Source organism: Luteibacter sp. 3190 (genome assembly GCF_031456385.1).
Classification (GTDB): Bacteria; Pseudomonadota; Gammaproteobacteria; order Xanthomonadales; family Rhodanobacteraceae; genus Luteibacter.
In genome coordinates, this window is sequence record NZ_JAVDUO010000001.1 from 2,152,481 (window position 1) to 2,167,202 (window position 14,722).

Sequence of the window (14,722 nt, forward strand, 5' to 3'; positions counted from 1 at the left end):
CCGCAAGCGGCGCCCTCCTTCGCGGCCGTGAATCCGGCCCGATTACATCGCGACGAAACGGAACGTCGCGCCGCTCGGTGCCAGCGCGTCGGCCACGCGCTGCTGGTCGGCCTGGTCGCCGATGAACAGCACGATCACGTTCTTGAACGAGCCGGCGTTGGCGCCCTTGAACGCCTCGACGATCAGATCGGCCGTCTTGGCCGACTCCGGGCCACCGAACACGAGCATGTTGCCCGGGGTGACGCCGCGGGCGACGGTGCCCTGCACGTTCTCGAGCTGACGGGCGCGGCCGTCCTGACCGGCCTGGTCGTCGCCGGCCGGCACGAAATACGGGAACGGACGGTCGGCCGTCATGCCCTGCATGTTCTTGCGCACGATCTGGCCGAAGTACTGGCTCCAGGCCTTCGTGTCGGTCGGGTTGGTCGGCTTCGCGACGGCGGCTTCCTGCTGCGTGGCAGCCTGATCGGCGTCTTCCGACTTGTTGCAGGCCGTGAGGGCCAGGGCGGCGGTCAGGGCCACGGACGCGGCGAGGACGAACTTACGCATGATGATCACCTTTGTTTTCAAGAGTTGCGCCAACGCTGACGCATGGCCTGCTGCACCGCCGGATGCACGAAGCCGGAGATATCGCCACCCAGGCGACCGATTTCACGCACGAGCGAGGAGGAGATGAAGCTGTATTGCTCGGCCGGGGTCAGGAACAGCGTCTCGGCCTGGGGGATCAGGTGACGGTTCATGCTGGCGAGCTGGAATTCGTATTCGAAATCCGACACGGCGCGCAGGCCGCGAAGGATCACGCCCGCGCCGATCTCCGTGACGAAGTCGGCGAGCAGGCAGTCGAAACCGCGCACTTCCACGTTCGGCAGGTCGGCCAGCGCCAGCCTCGCCAGCGCGATGCGCTCGCCGAGGCTGAAGCCCGGACCCTTGCTGCGGCTCTCGGCCACCGCGACCACGATCCGGTCGAACAGCGGCGCCGCGCGCGACACGAGGTCGGCGTGCCCGTTCGTGATGGGATCGAACGTGCCGGGGTAGACGGCAAGTCGCGGATTGGCCGGCGAGAGGGTCATGAAGGGACGGGTCAGGGAAAACGCGGGCTAGCTTAACGGATCGGCCGGTGTGCGGCGATAGAGGGTGTAGGCCACCTCCCCTGCCGTTCCCTGCCGGTGTGGCAGCCAGGTGTCGGGCAGGGCGAAGGCCGCGCCGCGCGGGGCTTCGACGTAGATCCACGCGCGCGGCGACAGCCAGCCGCCATCCTCCAGCGCCCGGGCCGTATCGGCCCACAGATCGAGCGCGAACGGGGGATCGAGGAAGACGAGGTCGAACGGCTGCGCGGCGCCGCGCAGCCAGCGGGCCGCATCGTCGCCGGCGACCTCGCCGCCCGTCGCCTTCAGGCGGACGAGGTTGGCCTTCAGCGCCGCCACGAGGCGCGGCTCGCGCTCCACGAACGTGACGCCGGCCGCGCCGCGCGACAGCGCCTCGATGCCGAGCGCCCCCGTGCCGGCGAACAGATCGAGGCAACGCGCCCCTTCCACCACGGGCAGCAGCCAGTTGAACAGGGTTTCGCGGACGCGATCCGTCGTGGGCCGCAGACCCGGCAGATCGGGCACCTCGATCCGCGAGTTGCGAAGGGATCCGCCGATGACGCGGATGCGGCCGGGAGCGCTCATCGCTCAGCGGCCAGTGAGGGCGGGGGTGATAGCATTCGCCCATTGTCTTTGAATCCCTCGCGCAATGCTCAAGTTCTGGAAGAAGAAGCCCGCGGAACCCACGCCGACCGAATCGCCGGCGCCCGAGGCGCTCGTCGATCGATCCGCCGACCCGGCCTCCGCCGAACCCGGCCCGGCCATCGCCGAATCGCTGATCGAGACCGCCGCGCCGGAGCCGCAGGCGCCCGAGGTCGAGGCCGAGGCCGAGGAATCCGCCGTCGTGGACGCGGCCCGCGAGGCCGTCGCCGCACCGGAACAGCCGGTCAAGCGCAGCTGGCGCGAGCGTCTCTCCGGCAGCGGGTTCGCGAAGAGCCTCACGTCGCTGTTCGTCCGTCATCCGAAGCTCGACGACGACCTGCTCGACGAACTGGAAACCGCGCTGATCACGGCCGACGTCGGCGTCGATGCCAGCACGCGCCTCGTCGAGGACCTGCGCAAGCGCATGCACAAGCGCGAGTTCGCCGATGCGGGCGCGCTGCTGAAGGCCCTGCGCGAGGCCCTCGTGGCCTTGCTCAAGCCCGTCGAGCGCCCGCTCGACGTCAGTTCGCCCTCGCCTTTCGTGATCCTTACGGTGGGCATCAACGGCGTCGGCAAGACCACGACCATCGGCAAGCTCGCCCGGCGCTACTCCGACGAGGGCCGCAGCGTGATGCTCGCCGCCGGCGACACGTTCCGCGCCGCCGCCGTCGAGCAGCTGAAGACCTGGGGCGAGCGCAACAAGGTGCCCGTGGTCTCGCAGGGCCAGGACGCCGATTCGGCCAGCGTGATCTTCGACGCCCTGCAAGCGGCGCGCTCGCGCGGCGCGCAGGTGCTGATCGCGGACACCGCCGGCCGCCTGCACACGCAGGGCGGCCTCATGGACGAACTGGGCAAGATCGGCCGGGTGATGAAAAAACTCGACGCCAGCGCGCCGCACGAGGTGCTGATGGTCATCGACGGCACCACCGGCCAGAACGCGATCAGCCAGCTGCGTCAGTTCCGCGACACGGCGGGCGTGACCGGCCTCGTCGTCACCAAGCTCGACGGCACCGCGAAGGGCGGCGTCATGTTCGCGCTGGCGCGCGAGTTCGGCCTGCCCATCCGCTACGTCGGCCTTGGCGAAACCGCCACCGACCTGCGCGTCTTCGACGCGGAAGCCTTCGTCGACGGCCTGCTCCCGGCCACGCTTGGCGGCTGACCCGGCGTGCCGATGAACAGGCGGCTGCGGATCGGCCTGATCGCCGCGGGCGGCCTCGTGCTCGCGCTGGTGCTCGCCGCCTTCATCGCCACCTATGTCGTGCTGCAGCCGGACCGCTTCACGGCGATGCTGCAGTCACGCGCGCGTGCCGCCGGCCTCGAGCTGACGCTGGCCAGCCCGGCCAGCCCCACGCTCTGGCCGAAGCCCGCGCTGGAACTCGAGGGCATGATCGTGCGCGCGAATGGCGCTGGCGCGCCGCTCATCGTCGCGTCGCGCGGCAAGCTGGTCCTGCCGTGGCATACGCTGCTCGGCGGCGACGCCCGCATTTCCCGTCTGGAGATCGAGGGCGCCCGCATCGATGTCGACGCCATTTCGGATTACCTGGACACCCTGCCCCCGCGCCCGTCGACCGCCGGCGCCATCCTGCCGACGATCGACGCCGGCTTCCGCGTATCGCGCGGCACGCTCACGCGCGGTAACCAGCTGCTGCTGTCCGATGTCGACATCGACGCCGGGCGCCTCGCGAACGGCCGGCCATTCACCCTGGCCTTCGCCGCGCATACGGCCGATACCACGCCGTACTCGCTGGACCTCGAAACCACGCCGACGCTGAGCCGCGGCGTGCTGACGCTCGGCGATGCCAAGGTCAACGTCGCCAGCGCATCGCACTTCGACGCGACGCTGCACGGAGAGGCGACCTGGCGCGGAGCGGCCGATGTCGGCGCATCGCTCGCCGGACGTGTCACGCGCGAAGCGGGTGCGCCCTACGACATCGTGCTCAACGTGACACCGGCCAACCAGCGCGACCCGCTCTACATCGCGCTGAAGCTCGACGGTGAAAACGACCACACGGACCTGCGCATTCCTCCGCTCGCGCTCGGCGAATGGTGGGGCGGCATCCGTGCCGGCGGTCGGCCGACGCTCCCGCCGTTGCTCGGTACCGTCGAAGCGAAGACGCTCGACGTCGGCGGCGTGCAGGCGACGGGCCTGCGCATCCGCGCCACACCCAACGTGCCCGTGCCGGCCGGCACCACCGCCACGCCATGAAGCCCTTCGCGCGCGAACTCCTGCGCTGGTACGACCACCACGGGCGCAAGGATCTTCCGTGGCAGCATCCGCGCGACGCCTATCGCGTGTGGCTGTCGGAGATCATGCTGCAGCAGACGCAGGTGGTCACCGTGATCGGCTACTTCCAGCGATTCGTCGATAGGCTGCCGACGCTGGCCTCGCTCGCGAGCGCCGACGAAGACACGGTGCTCGCGCTGTGGTCGGGCCTCGGCTATTACCGCCGCGCACGCTTCCTGCATCGGGCGGCGCAGTTGTGCGTCGAGCGCCACGGCGGCGAACTGCCGCGCGACCTCGACGCACTGATGGCGCTGCCGGGTATCGGCCGCTCGACGGCCGGCGCGATCCTGGCGCAGGCATACGGACTGCGTTTCCCGATCCTCGACGGCAACGTCAAGCGCGTGCTCGCGCGCTATCACGGCATCGTCGGCTTTCCCGGCGAAAGCGCCATCGAGAAACAGCTCTGGAAGCACGCGGACGAACACACGCCGCCCGAGCGCACCGCCGACTACACGCAGGCGATCATGGACCTCGGTGCCACCGTCTGCGTGCGCGGCAAGCCGCTCTGCCCGCTCTGTCCGCAGGCGGCGACGTGCGTCGCGCATCGCGACGGCCTGACCGCCGTGCTGCCCACCGCGAAGCCGGGCAAGAAGGTGCCGACGCGCGCGCTCGCGATGCTCCTGCTGCGCGATCGCAGCGGACGCGTCCTGCTCGAAAAGCGCGGACCCCAGGGCGTCTGGTCCGGCCTGTGGAGCCTGCCCGAAGCCGCGGACGCGGAAGCCGCTCCGCAGGTGGCGGCGGGCTTCGCCACGGTCGGCGACGCGAACCCCCTCCCGGCCTTCACCCACGTGTTCAGCCACTACCGGCTGGACGTATCGCCCATCCTGTTCGACCATGCGGCCCCGCTCGCCGCCGTGGCCGGACGCGACGACCGCCGCTGGTGCGACCGCGACGACATCGCCTCGCTCGGCCTCCCGGCGCCCGTCCGCACCTTGCTCGACCATCTTCCGGAGATCACCCCATGACGCGCACGGTCCATTGCGTGAAACTCGGCCGCGACGCCGAAGGCCTCGATTTCGCCCCCTGGCCCGGCGACCTCGGCAAGCGCATCTACGAGAACGTCTCGAAGGAAGCCTGGGCCCAGTGGCTCAGCCACCAGACCATGCTCATCAACGAGATGCGCCTCTCCCCGCTCGACCCGAAGACCCGCACGTTCCTGAGCGGCGAAATGGAGAAGTACTTCTTCGGCGGCGACGTCGTCCAGCCGGCCGGATACGTCCCGCCCGAACGAGACGCTTGACGCCGACGCCCACACCCGATTTAATACGCGGCTCCACACGCCGCAACGCTCGTTGCAGGCACTCGTGGCTCGGTAGCTCAGTTGGTAGAGCAGGGGATTGAAAATCCCCGTGTCGGCGGTTCGATTCCGTCCCGAGCCACCATTTATTCAGTGACTTAGCCCGCCCTCAAGGCGGGCTTTTTCTTTTGTGTAGCCGCCGCGTAGCCACGCGTGCGCGCGCATGTTGCGACGCGCTAGCATGCGTGCATGACCCCGACTTCATCGGCTGCTGCGTTTCTCGAAGATCCTCTGTTGATGGCGATCGAGACCTTGCCTGCGAGCAAATTGCTCACGCAAGCCCAGGTCTGTTTGCTACTCGAGTGCACTCCCCGCTGGCTGGAAGAGCGGCGCTCACGGGGCGCTCCGCCTCCGTATGTGCAATTGGGCGATCGCATGGTGCGCTACGCCGTCGGGCCGTTGCGCGAGTGGCTCAAGCACACCATCGACCAAGCGCCCTCCTCCCCTACCGAGCAACGCAAGCGAGTGGCCGAGGAAGCACTGGGGTTCGACGAGCCCATCTTGCGCGGCGGCCGACGCAAGAAACTGCCGACTGACACCTTTGGCCGCTTCGTCGCGCTCGCCCAGGCTGCGGATGAATGGCCGTTCGTGGTGAAGGCCCCTTACGGACGGCCCATCGACTTCCTCAGCGCCCTGACGCTCGACGTGACCGACGAGAACGCATCGATGTGGTTGAGCCTAGAGGCATTTGCCGACCAGTTCAGTCGCGCGCTCCTCCACGAAAAAGCAGAGCAGTCTGCGGAAGGCATCGACCAGACCTTCAGCGGCCGCGCTTTTCCGCCTGGCGGTGATGAACGCCTCTTACCTCCCAATCAACCACCCTTGTAGCTCTATTACATGTAATTGAGCGCGGCGCGGCAGCACAATCCACTACTTTGAAGGTTATAGAAGCAAGGACGGCCCCGCATGCTTGAAGAAACCATGCACTCACTGCTCGACGAAGCGATACACCGCATCTTGGCCAATGCGGTTGACCATAAACTTCGAGCTGTTGGATTGGGCGAGCGTCCCGACTTGCGCGATGCGCTTCTGGCGCACGTGCGATCGGACACGCCAGGTCCTCTTCATTTCGAAGATGAAGGCCCAGACCGCACCGTTGACCTCACCTTCAGCGACGCCGAAATGGCCGCTATGGAAGTGCAAATGAATCGGGTGATCGAAGGCCTGCCCGAGATCATCCAAGATGCCGCGGAGGCGGGCGCCGAGCCCCTTTACGACGACTTGTGGCGTCGGTGGCCCCAAGAACGACGGCATCAAACGAAGGATCGGCGTCGGTTTGTGCGCAACCTCTCGAACCGTTGGATCGAAATGTTTGACGGGTTGAGCATGCTGCTCACCGTGGGACGGGAACATGGTCAGGCGGTCACCGAGGCCGCTAACGCCGAGCCAACCGCCCTCACTCATGTCTGTGCGCACCTGTTTGCACGGATTCTTCAAGTGGCCTCCGAATGCGTCACCCTCCTGGACCAAGGTTACGCGGATGGTGCGCTGGCGCGATGGCGCACGCTCCACGAGGCCAGCGTTTTGCTGGTCTTGATGAACGAATTCGGATTACCCCTTGCCGAACGCTATTTAGCCCATCAAGCCGTTGACGCCTGGCAAGAGCAAAACGCCAGTCGGCATGTTCCGCAAAATCCGCTCGATGCGGCTGCGAAGCCCTTGGGTCCAGCCGAATCTGCTGAGTTGCTTGATGCCTACAACGCAGCCATTGCCCTGTACGGCCCGTCGTTCAAAAAACCTTACGGCTGGGGCAATGGCTTGGTGCCCAAGGCAGATGGGAGCACGAATGCGCTGGGATTTGCAGATCTCGCCGCAGCGGCCGGTCGGGCTGCGTTGGCCGAAGAGTACAAATTTGCCAGCTACAACGTACACCCTACCGCTCGATCGTTTGACTGGCGCCTTGGCCTGATGGGACGGGATGGTCTGCTCATCGGCGCCAGCAATGCCGGACTGGAACTGCCCGGTGCAAGGGTGGCCGAGAGCCTGACCTTGGCCATCGCGTTTTTCACCCACAATGAGCTGACCTTCGACTGCATTATGGTGACGAAAATCGCGCAACGGCTCCGCGATCGCACGATCAAAGCTGCATTGAAAGCATGCGATCAATTACGGCGCGACGAAGACGCGCTTAATCGCATCGAGGACGGTGATGACCGCTAGAAGGCCACTGATTTGAGCTATCGAATCGGCGGTGATGTCTTTAGCTGTCACCCTCATCGGCACACGCTCGTTCGTCTGGTGCATCGAAGACGCTAGAAGCTGCGCGTAGACGCTTTTCCTCGCGCGGCGAAAGCAGCAAGGCGCGCGTAGCAACAAACACGGCATGGGCCAAGTCGTATTCTTCTTGGTCCATCAAGACCCAGGGCGAGTCTCGCGCTTGACGCCCCGGGTGCAGCACATTGCGCCAATCGCGCACCAGCGCCACCAGCTGGCTCGGCAGGATTGTGGTGTATGGCGTATCGATAGCACGCAGCCACCCGGCTTTATCGCACGCGTCGTTCAAATCGGTCAGGTGCCGAGCCAGGATGTCGGACCGACGCGTTTTACCTGATACATGTCGACGCGCAATGTCAGGGCTCATCAGGCAACGCAGCAGCAACAAGCTTTCAATGGCCGCCCCCATCATCGCGACGGCCGCGGTAAACGCTTGCGCCCTGGCCGCCCGCTCTGCTTCCCCGAGGTAGTGGGCCAAACAATCGGCCACAACTTCGAAGGTGTCATCACGATGGAAAAACTCCCGTCGTCCGCGCTCAGACAATCGCTCAAACCGCGCGTGGTCCGCCTCGAACATGCGGCCGAGGTCCGGCGCACCCAAGTCAGTAAACGTTCGCACAAAGATCCGGTCTTGGCACGCGTCATAGGCCTTCACCAGGCGCTGGTAGTCGACGGGACCTTGGCCCAATGGCCAGTATTCATCCTCGCCAAGTTTCTCCCGCTGTTCGATGGCATGCATGGCGGTGGCGATGCCTGATAGCTCTTCGTCTTCAACCTCCTCCGCAACGGCATAGCATTGCTGGGCGACACCAAAGACGCGCGCCGCTGCGCTCAGCTTGCGTGCCATGCGCAACAGGTCGATGAGCTTGATCGTCGCCGTGGCTCGCTCCCACCGTGTCCCCGACCGCGCACGCCGCGTCTCCTCGGCAAACTCTGGAGCGACCGCTGAAGCCAAGAGACGCTCGTGGAGCGTGGCAATGATGGGCCCCAGGGGCGCTGCCACTTGGCGCTCGTGAATTCTTTTTCCCAGCATTTGTTTCATGACCTGTCCTCGCATGGGGGCACCTGATGCCAAATGGGCTGGTTATCCGGCCCAGCCTGGCACTGCCACACCGCGCAGATGTGCTCGATTCCTAGCGGCCCAAGATGGGCGGCCTCGAGCATGGGCATGATGGGCCGGCGCTGCTCTCCCTCGGCAGACCAGCGCTCCAAGAGCGCGGAAGCAGAGATGAACTGAGGGCCCAACGCGACCCAATCGATGGCCAGCCAGACGCCGTAGCGGCCGTCGTCGTTCGGAGGGATGAAGTTGCGCCACCGAGAGGCAGGGTAGCGAGCGTCGTAGCTGGTGGCTTCAAAGACCCGAAGATCGAACAGACTGACGGCGCCCAGGCTGCGCACGAACGGGAAGCCGGGAGCGCCCGCACTGGTGTGCCATCGGGCGGAATCCGGGATAGGCGGGTCCGGAAGAATCGCCCCGGATTGCCTGATGGCCGCCCACCGGTCGGCCGAGGTCGCATGCCAGACTCGGTTGAGCAAGACAGCAGGCATGGTCGTCATCCCGTTGCACCCTGACCTCACGGCGCGACGCGCGCCCATACCCCTATGGTAGCGGCCGGGCCCCGCTTCACTCAGCCCGTTTTCGGGCCACTCGTTGGGGTGGCTTTTCCACTTTGGCGCGCACACCCCGCTTAAGCGCCTTCTCCAAGCGTTCCGCGAGCACCGTGAGCGTCGTGTCGCACGCCATGCACCACTGATGCAGCTGCAACACATCCATGCGCCGGGCACCTAGCTTGCAGTCGGACGCGTAGGTCTGGGGGCGATCCAAACGCTCCGCCAACGCTTGCTGGGACAAATCAGCCTCAATCCGAACCTGCCGAATGAGGTCCAGCACAAGCGCGTATTCGGGTTGGTCGATGGACTTGGGCGCTGGCACCCCAGCGATGGCCCTCGCGAAATGGTGCTGGCTTGGCCGACGCCCGGATGGATATGACGGATGGGTCGAATCTCTGGCCAGAAACGCGAGAAGCAATGACAGTGTCTTACGACGCCGACCGTCGCCAAGGGCGGCCATGTACTCGATCGGTGCCAGCGCGACGCCCCTCGAGAGAAACTTGGCCCTGAGCTTTCGCGAGTCACTGGGAACAAGCTCAGTGGGCGGTCGACGCTCGTTGCAAGCAGTCCAAGGCCTGGCGGAGGCCCGGTGATAGCGCATAATCCCAACGCCGCCTCAGTGGTGAGGACTGAAAGGAGAAACAGTCTTGCGCGTTATACGAATCGCCGTGCGCCATTTTCGGGGCATCCAAGAACTGGACTGGAATACACGCGGGCAATCGATCTGCTGCCTAATTGGTCCAGGGGACAGCTCTAAAACCACTGTTCTGGATGCGATTGAGGCCACGCTTTCGCCTCGCTGGATCACCTTCACCGAGGCCGACTTTCATCACGCCGACACCGCTCAGGAAGTCTCGGTCGAAGTGACCGTGGGTGAACTGCCCAAAGTCATGCTCTCAGACGAGCGCTTCGGGCTATATCTGCGAGGGGTTGCCGCCGACGGAACGCTGCACGACGAGCCCGCTGATGATGACCAGCCTGCCCTTACCGTCAAGCTCGTCGTCGACGCCACCATGGAGCCCATCTGGACACTGGTATGTGATCGGGCGCAATCTCCACGCATCCTGTCGAACCGCGATCGCGCATTGTTTGGCCTAGTCCGATTGGCCGGCGAGGAGTCGCGACACTTGACCTGGGCCCAGGGTTCCGTGCTGGCGAGAATGACTGGGGCCGACGATGGGGCCGCACAACGACTTGCTGGGGCATATCGAGCTGCACGACAAAGTGCGAGTCTTGGAGCCATCCCAGCCCTGTCAGAAGTGGCAGGGGTTGCCGAACGCGAAGCCCGAGCCTTAGGCGCTTACGTCACCGCTGGTTACGCGCCTGATCTGGAACTGGGCCGCGGAGGCTTCAATGCAGGAGCAATCGCGCTCCACGACGGCGCCGTGCCGTTGCGTCTAGCCGGCCTCGGAACCCGGCGACTAGCTACCCTTGCCGTACAACGGACCGCGGTCGCCGAAGGCGCCATTGTCTTGGTCGATGAGCTGGAGCAAGGCCTAGAACCACATCGCATCTTGGCGGCCATGTCGCAACTGAGGCGAGGTCAGGAGCAGGCCGCAGCCCAGGGGCTTCCGCAGGGTCAAGTGATGATGACCACGCATTCGGATGTGGCCTTAAGTGAATTGAATCCGGCATCACTTTTCGTTGTGCGTCGATGGGCTGCTGGGGTGACCGATATCCGCCACGCCACAGGGGCCGGCGATCTCGCTCGCATCTTGAAGCATTCTCCACGCGCACTGTTTGGCCGCAAGATTTTAGTGTGTGAGGGGAAGACCGAGCTGGGATTGATGCTCGGCTTGCGGGAACTCTTCGTGGCTCGCCATCACGGCATTCCGATAGAGCATCGTGGTGCGGCGATTATCGACGGCGGAGGTGCGGCAGCTCCGCCACTGGCGTGCGCCCTAGCCGCGCTTGGTTTTCCTACAGCCCTTTACCGAGATTCTGATCAACCCGTCGGCGGGCACTGGGGGGCGGAATTGCAGCGATTCAATGTGAGTGTGATTCAGTATGGTCATGGTCTGAATACCGAAACCGCGACATTCTCTGCTGCTCCTGACGACATCGTTACAAATCTGCTGAATTGGATTAGAGGCCACTTTAACGCTCATACCATCATTGCTCAGCTCCGACAGACCCTGGGAGCCATCGATGTCGCCCAAACCTTTGAACAATGGCCTGATGTGAACGTCCACGGGGCGAACTACAGGCGAGCGATCGCTGGCGTCGCCCTTCAGAACAATTGGTTCAAAGATCTGGCGCGTGCCCGCACACTGGCACCGCTGCTGGACACTTTGGCTGACCGGGCTCCACTGTCACCCCTCGCCATTACCCTGCGCAACATCGAGGCATGGCTTTATGACTGAGCCAGCCGAAGTTCTCGGACTGACGCGAAGGTCCATCGTCGCGCCAGCCGGTCACGGTAAGACGGAGCTGATCGCGCGAGCTGCTGGATTAGGCAGACGGACGCTGGTGCTCACGCATACCCATGCCGGGGTCCACGCCCTTAAAGCGAGACTAAAGAGACTATCCGTTCCGGTCGGCACTGTTGTGGTCGACACAATTGCTTCGTGGGCCAACCGTTACGCCTATGCGTTCCCGGGTCGATCGTTAGTGCCGCGTGCGAGCATTCCACCCCCACGAGGCCAGTGGTCGGCCGTGAATCAAGCCGCAGCCCGCGTCCTCACCAGCCCCATCGTGCAACGAGTCATCCAAGCCTCGTACGACCGGGTCTTCGTGGACGAATACCAAGATTGCGACGGTCTCCAGCATACGATTGCTGCGAACCTATCTGGCATCGTCCCGACGGTTGTGTTTGGCGATCCCATGCAAGGCATTTTCGAGTTCGTCCCAGAATCCATCCGGTGGTCAGACGCGGTGCTTCCGTTCTTCACCGAGGCAGCGGAACTCAAAGAGCCTCACCGATGGAAGGACGCCAATCCGGAATTGGGACATTGGATAGCGCAGACCAGAGCCAAGCTCATGGCAGGCGACCCCATTGATTTGCGCGATGGTCCGATCACTTACTTGCCCGTTGCGAACGCCTTCGACATGGGACTATTTTTTGATGGGATGGACGCCCGCGATGGTTCGGTGGCCGCCATTCACTGCCATCGGGGGATTTGCAACCGCTTGGCGCAGGCGACGCGTGGTGCGTTTCAGTCGTTAGAAGAAATCGCCGCCGCTCGACTGACTGAATTCGCACAAGCATGGGACCGAGCGACGACGCCCCTTGAACGACGGAACGCTTTGGCTTCCATGATGAATGATGGCATCGTGCGCAGTGACCACACCCCAGAAGAAGGGCTCGATCCGGCGTTCCAGGCCAATCTCGATCAAGCTTGGCAAGCCCTCGCTGCCTCAGGATCACCAAGAGACGCCGTGGCGGTGCTGCGTCGCGAGCGAGAACACCCGCAATCCAGAACTTTTCGTAGCGACCTCTTGAATGATGCGCGGCGGGCGCTCGAAGAGGTGGATGCGGGTCGGCATGAGCAGCTCACGTTGGCGGCCGAAGCGATGCGCCAACGCCTGAGCCACAGCGGACGCCCGGCCATTGCTCGCACTTTATCTACGCCGCTGCTGCTGAAGGGTCTTGAGTTCGACAATGTGCTGGTGCCTGATGCGGCTCACTTCGTCAGGGAAAGAACGGCCCAGGCGAAGCTTTTCTATGTGGCCATATCGCGGGCGCGCTACTCCCTCACCATCGCGTCGAGCGAACCGGTCCTTCGCTTTCCGGTGCCGCAGCTCTAAATCACGCGCTGCGGCTCTGCGTCGGACATATGCTCAGCGCCTAGCCAGCTCCATCAGGTAGGCCCGCTGAAACTCCGGATCCTCCAACGCCTGCCGAAGGAGGTCCGCGGTGCTCCCCATGACAGTCGATGCTTCTGGCTCGTCGACCGGCAACCCCACAAGCCGGCGCAACCGCTGTTCGCGCTCCACGAACAGGGGCCGGAGCGCCCCGGCCTTGTCCATCAAATAACCTTCGGTAGCCCCGGCGACGGCGCCGCCCGTCTTGCCCTGAGCGTGGTGCAACGCTGCACCCGCGACCAGGAGCTTGGTCAGGTCTTTCATCTGGGCCTCCATGCCAATCTCAGTGGCCATCGTGCGGCGCAGATCGTGGGCGGTGATCCAGAGACCCGTTTCAGCCTGAAGCGTCTCGAGGATGTTGCGCGGTTCGGCGATATGCTTGCCGTGCTGGCGAGAGGGAAACACCCAGTCATTCGGGGCGTCGGGCCGCCAGCGCTCGTTGGCCGTCTTGCGAGCCTGAAGGATCTCGGAGGCCCATGGTCCGAGCGGGACGGCCGCAACCTTTCCACTCTTGGTCGTTTCGGGGGCCAGAAACACCACTTGGTCATCAAAGCGAACCTCGGACCATCGCAGCCGAGCGGTCTCCGTGCGCCTGGTGCCCCACAGCAGCACCAGCACGAAGAAGTCGACCAGCACAGAGGTGTGCGGCTTCAGTCCAGCCGCCCTTGGGTCCGGCCGGTTGGTCAGAAGCTCGGGGTCGTGCGCCCGTTGCTGTAATTCGACGAGCGCCTTCAACCACGCCACACCCTCGGGCTTTTGGGTGCGCAGATAGCTCGTCCGCCGCTGGGGCTGGGGCCACCGAGTCATCGTGCGCCATTGGGCGAACGGGGACTCCAGCACTGGCAGCTTCAGTTCAATGGCAGCCCATTGATACGCGCCTTGCAAGTAGGTGTAGAGCTTGTGCAGCGTCCCGGCCGACCGCGATTTGGGACCCCACGTCGGTCGGGGCTTGCCCTCCACGAGGTGGGCCCGCAAGGGATCAAGGCTGGCCACCACCAACGCCCGATCGATGTCCACGATAGGCACGGCCCACAAGGGGCAGCCCACCATCCACTTCTCGACCTTCTTGCGGTCGGTCACGGTGGATGGCTTCACCGTCCCGGCCGTGGCGAGCTGAAAATCCCGATAGGCGACCGCCAGAGTGAGTCGGTCGCGAGTCCGCGCGTGCAGCGCGTTCTGCTGATGGGCCTTCTTCTCCACCAGCGGGTCACGCCCCTCGCCATGAGCGCCAGCCATTTGCGACTTCGGGCCCTCGCTTCGGCCACCGTCAGCTCCGGGTGGGTTCCGATGCTGCGAAGGCGTCCTGCTTTGCCACCCATCCGCAGGTCCACATACCAACCGACAGTGCCCGCCGTCACCCGCACTTGGAGGCCCGGCAGCTCGCTGTCGCGCAACCGCCATTCGCGGCCCGTCGGCGCCTGGTCATGGATGGGCTGACCCGAGCGGGTGACTCCAATGATGGGCCGCTCGAACGAAAGCCCATCCAATAGCTTTTGCGTCAGCTTGAGTTCGACCGCCACGCCCAGCTCTCCATCGTTGACCGCAGGCGGTCCGTGGGGCAGACGTTCGCAGGATTGTGTAGCCGCTGTGTAGCCAAAATCGAGGGTATAACCGGGGGCTCGGCGGGAGTTGACGGGACGCGGTTGACGGTCTAATACGTTGTAGAACAATTATTTATGTTGAACTGCGGCTCAACCCGCCCGTGCGACATACTGTTGAAAATCCCCGTGTCGGCGGTTCGATTCCGTCCCGAGCCACCATTATTCGAAAAATAGCCCGTCGTTTGAC

General features: G+C 64.6%; 14 protein-coding genes and 2 tRNA genes. 10 read left to right on the forward strand and 6 right to left on the reverse strand.

All coding sequences use genetic code 11. The features are described 5' to 3' along the window. Positions 1 to 42: 42 nt before the first annotated feature. Genes J2X58_RS09765 through rsmD form a run of 3 tightly spaced genes read right to left on the reverse strand, consistent with a single transcriptional unit; the run spans position 43 to position 1,667 of the window. Positions 43 to 546 carry a hypothetical protein gene (locus J2X58_RS09765; protein WP_090052052.1) on the reverse strand — a complete coding sequence of 168 codons (504 nt, stop codon included), beginning with the start codon at positions 544 to 546 and terminating at the stop codon, positions 43 to 45. A 17-nt stretch (positions 547 to 563) separates the two neighbouring features. Continuing rightward, positions 564 to 1,067, reverse strand: a complete 504-nt coding sequence (gene coaD / locus J2X58_RS09770; RefSeq protein ID WP_090052050.1) for a pantetheine-phosphate adenylyltransferase — start codon at positions 1,065 to 1,067, stop codon at positions 564 to 566. A gap of 27 nt (positions 1,068 to 1,094) precedes the next feature. Then, entirely contained in the window at positions 1,095 to 1,667 is a 573-nt protein-coding gene (gene rsmD / locus J2X58_RS09775; protein ID WP_310047836.1) for a 16S rRNA (guanine(966)-N(2))-methyltransferase RsmD, read from the reverse strand. Positions 1,668 to 1,731: 64 nt separating this feature from the next. Here rsmD and ftsY point away from each other — a divergent pair, with 64 nt between their 5' ends. From ftsY to J2X58_RS09810, 7 genes are all read left to right on the forward strand, one after another. Then, the gene (gene ftsY, locus J2X58_RS09780) at positions 1,732 to 2,883 is read left to right on the forward strand and encodes a signal recognition particle-docking protein FtsY (protein ID WP_090176779.1); all 1,152 of its coding nucleotides are present in this window, start codon (positions 1,732 to 1,734) and stop codon (positions 2,881 to 2,883) included. A gap of 12 nt (positions 2,884 to 2,895) precedes the next feature. Continuing rightward, on the forward strand, positions 2,896 to 3,930 hold the full coding sequence (locus J2X58_RS09785) for an AsmA family protein (RefSeq protein WP_310047837.1): 1,035 nt from the start codon (positions 2,896 to 2,898) through the stop codon (positions 3,928 to 3,930). Beyond that, on the forward strand, positions 3,927 to 4,973 hold the full coding sequence (mutY, locus tag J2X58_RS09790; protein ID WP_310047838.1) for an A/G-specific adenine glycosylase: 1,047 nt from the start codon (positions 3,927 to 3,929) through the stop codon (positions 4,971 to 4,973). The genes J2X58_RS09785 and mutY overlap by 4 nt, the downstream gene beginning before the upstream one ends. Next, positions 4,970 to 5,248, forward strand: coding sequence for an oxidative damage protection protein (locus tag J2X58_RS09795; RefSeq protein ID WP_310047840.1), 279 nt, complete (start codon positions 4,970 to 4,972; stop codon positions 5,246 to 5,248). The genes mutY and J2X58_RS09795 overlap by 4 nt, the downstream gene beginning before the upstream one ends. 66 nt (positions 5,249 to 5,314) lie before the next feature. Beyond that, positions 5,315 to 5,390 (forward strand) — tRNA-Phe (locus J2X58_RS09800). A 104-nt stretch (positions 5,391 to 5,494) separates the two neighbouring features. Then, entirely contained in the window at positions 5,495 to 6,133 is a 639-nt protein-coding gene (locus J2X58_RS09805) for a hypothetical protein (protein ID WP_310047842.1), read from the forward strand. A 78-nt stretch (positions 6,134 to 6,211) separates the two neighbouring features. Next, positions 6,212 to 7,465 carry a DUF5677 domain-containing protein gene (locus J2X58_RS09810; protein WP_310047843.1) on the forward strand — a complete coding sequence of 418 codons (1,254 nt, stop codon included), beginning with the start codon at positions 6,212 to 6,214 and terminating at the stop codon, positions 7,463 to 7,465. 40 nt (positions 7,466 to 7,505) lie between these two features. Here the strand turns inward: J2X58_RS09810 and J2X58_RS09815 are convergent, their stop codons facing one another. Beyond that, the gene (locus tag J2X58_RS09815) at positions 7,506 to 8,561 is read right to left on the reverse strand and encodes a hypothetical protein (RefSeq protein ID WP_310047846.1); all 1,056 of its coding nucleotides are present in this window, start codon (positions 8,559 to 8,561) and stop codon (positions 7,506 to 7,508) included. Continuing rightward, entirely contained in the window at positions 8,558 to 9,076 is a 519-nt protein-coding gene (locus tag J2X58_RS09820) for a hypothetical protein (RefSeq protein WP_310047847.1), read from the reverse strand. Before J2X58_RS09820 ends, J2X58_RS09815 begins: the two co-directional genes overlap by 4 nt. Positions 9,077 to 9,777: 701 nt before the next feature. On the opposite strand from J2X58_RS09820, the gene J2X58_RS09825 reads away from it, so the two are divergent. After that, positions 9,778 to 11,493, forward strand: a complete 1,716-nt coding sequence (locus J2X58_RS09825; protein ID WP_310047849.1) for an AAA family ATPase — start codon at positions 9,778 to 9,780, stop codon at positions 11,491 to 11,493. Between the two features lie 292 nt (positions 11,494 to 11,785). Next, positions 11,786 to 12,877, forward strand: coding sequence for a UvrD-helicase domain-containing protein (locus tag J2X58_RS09830; protein ID WP_345784561.1), 1,092 nt, complete (start codon positions 11,786 to 11,788; stop codon positions 12,875 to 12,877). Between the two features lie 33 nt (positions 12,878 to 12,910). On the opposite strand, the gene J2X58_RS09835 is transcribed toward J2X58_RS09830, so the two are convergent. Next, the gene (locus J2X58_RS09835) at positions 12,911 to 14,170 is read right to left on the reverse strand and encodes a tyrosine-type recombinase/integrase (RefSeq protein WP_310047851.1); all 1,260 of its coding nucleotides are present in this window, start codon (positions 14,168 to 14,170) and stop codon (positions 12,911 to 12,913) included. A gap of 380 nt (positions 14,171 to 14,550) precedes the next feature. Between J2X58_RS09835 and J2X58_RS09840 the strand changes: the two genes are divergently transcribed. Continuing rightward, a tRNA-OTHER gene (locus J2X58_RS09840) sits at positions 14,551 to 14,694 on the forward strand. Positions 14,695 to 14,722: the final 28 nt, after the last annotated feature.

Coding starts and splice junctions, on each gene's coding strand:
- J2X58_RS09795 (WP_310047840.1), top strand. CDS start 4,970: ATGACGCGCACGGTCCATTGCGTGAAACTCGGCCGCGACGCCGAAGGC.
- rsmD (WP_310047836.1), bottom strand. CDS start 1,667: ATGAGCGCTCCCGGCCGCATCCGCGTCATCGGCGGATCCCTTCGCAAC.
- J2X58_RS09785 (WP_310047837.1), top strand. CDS start 2,896: ATGAACAGGCGGCTGCGGATCGGCCTGATCGCCGCGGGCGGCCTCGTG.
- J2X58_RS09765 (WP_090052052.1), bottom strand. CDS start 546: ATGCGTAAGTTCGTCCTCGCCGCGTCCGTGGCCCTGACCGCCGCCCTG.
- J2X58_RS09815 (WP_310047846.1), bottom strand. CDS start 8,561: ATGAAACAAATGCTGGGAAAAAGAATTCACGAGCGCCAAGTGGCAGCG.
- J2X58_RS09820 (WP_310047847.1), bottom strand. CDS start 9,076: ATGACGACCATGCCTGCTGTCTTGCTCAACCGAGTCTGGCATGCGACC.
- ftsY (WP_090176779.1), top strand. CDS start 1,732: ATGCTCAAGTTCTGGAAGAAGAAGCCCGCGGAACCCACGCCGACCGAA.
- coaD (WP_090052050.1), bottom strand. CDS start 1,067: ATGACCCTCTCGCCGGCCAATCCGCGACTTGCCGTCTACCCCGGCACG.
- J2X58_RS09810 (WP_310047843.1), top strand. CDS start 6,212: ATGCTTGAAGAAACCATGCACTCACTGCTCGACGAAGCGATACACCGC.
- J2X58_RS09835 (WP_310047851.1), bottom strand. CDS start 14,170: ATGGCTGGCGCTCATGGCGAGGGGCGTGACCCGCTGGTGGAGAAGAAG.
- J2X58_RS09805 (WP_310047842.1), top strand. CDS start 5,495: ATGACCCCGACTTCATCGGCTGCTGCGTTTCTCGAAGATCCTCTGTTG.
- mutY (WP_310047838.1), top strand. CDS start 3,927: ATGAAGCCCTTCGCGCGCGAACTCCTGCGCTGGTACGACCACCACGGG.